Here is a 1,332-nt window from a genome sequence, read left to right as displayed (position 1 = left end):
CTTTTTTAAAAACGATCCTTTTTAACTTGAAACGTATGTTTTTAAGGCATCAAAATTTTACAACTTTGAACTTAACCCAAAAATAAACCTCGCTTAAAACGGATTAAATGAGGCTGTTTTTTATGGTTTTTGTAAATGTTTTTCAAAAATTTAGGGTTGTGCAACAGCTACCGCTGTTAGTGGCTGTTATTGTTGGTTAATGTTTAAATTTTTCATTTCACCATTCGGTGTAATTAACATATATTCTTTATTGTTTTTCAGAGTTTGTTTTGATTCTCTATTGATTTTCATTTTTATTTCAAACATAACTTGAATTACAGGTTCAAGAACAGTTGGATTTACAACAAAATCAAATTCTTTATCAACGATTGGTTGATAATATAAAGTAGTAGTTTTTTCCACACTATTTATGTTTGCAGATTTTTTTAAATTTAATGATGTGCTATTAAATGCTTGATAAGATTTATACATTTCTACCGGGAATACAACTTTATATCCCTCTGAAATTGACTTTTCATTTGTTAAAAAACTAACTCCTAGAATAGTTTCATAATTCTTAATTTTTTCTTGAAGATTTACTTTTGCTTTATTCATTAGCTCTTTCTTTACAGATTCTAAGTTATTCGAAAAGTAGTCAACTCTAACCAAATCATAAATTTCATTTTTTGACATAATTGACATAATTTGATTAAATAAATTTTGGTCGCTATATTTTATATGTATATTTTTTTTCAACTCAAATCCAACAGGGACTTCATTGTAGGTTTTTTTGCTGAAAACTTTTTTTTCCACTTCAAATTCGTAAATAGGTACAAAAGAAATCATATCAACAAAAACTTCAATTCCTTTAGTCAATTTTAATTCGCTTACAGCCTGATTAATTCTTTTTTCGATTAATTCGTTAACTTCTTCTGTTGTTTTTCCAACTTGAAAAGTATTAAATATTGCAACATAATTATCGGCTCTTACATTTGTTAAACCTTTTACGCTGAAATATAAATCATTATCGTTTGGTAAATCTACATTTATGTTATTTTCCTGATAACGGACTTGATTTTGATAATTTATATTTCCTGCTTCTTGACCAAAACCAAATGTAGAACTTAAAATTGTAAAAGTAAATAATAGATTTTTTTTCATTTTTTCATTTTTTGTTATTGTCGTTTTTTTCGGGATAATAGCCACTAACGTTTCGCAGCTTGGCGAAGTGGCGGACTTTGAAGTACTTACTTTCAATTTAGCACAAAACTTCAATTGAAAACAGAATGTTCAATTTAGCACTGAACCCGCCATTTTGCCAAACTGCTGTGCTTGTTGCACAACTCCACCAAA

General features: G+C 27.9%; 1 protein-coding gene. It reads right to left on the bottom strand.

The window, feature by feature from the left end; all coding sequences use genetic code 11:
* Positions 1-186: 186 nt before the first annotated feature.
* Positions 187-1,140 (bottom strand): SIMPL domain-containing protein, encoded by a 954-nt coding sequence (locus tag B0A57_RS11935; RefSeq protein ID WP_038467163.1) that lies wholly within the window; start codon positions 1,138-1,140, stop codon positions 187-189.
* Positions 1,141-1,332 lie beyond the last annotated feature (192 nt).

The organism is Flavobacterium psychrophilum DSM 3660 = ATCC 49418 (genome assembly GCF_002217405.1).
GTDB lineage: Bacteria > Bacteroidota > Bacteroidia > Flavobacteriales > Flavobacteriaceae > Flavobacterium > Flavobacterium psychrophilum.
The sequence above is the reverse complement of the archived record's forward strand: the minus strand, read 5'-3'. Positions and strand labels throughout refer to the sequence as shown.

What these genes read in the sequence shown, in the direction of transcription:
- B0A57_RS11935 (WP_038467163.1), bottom strand. Translation starts at nt 1,140, where the DNA reads ATGAAAAAAAATCTATTATTTACTTTTACAATTTTAAGTTCTACATTT.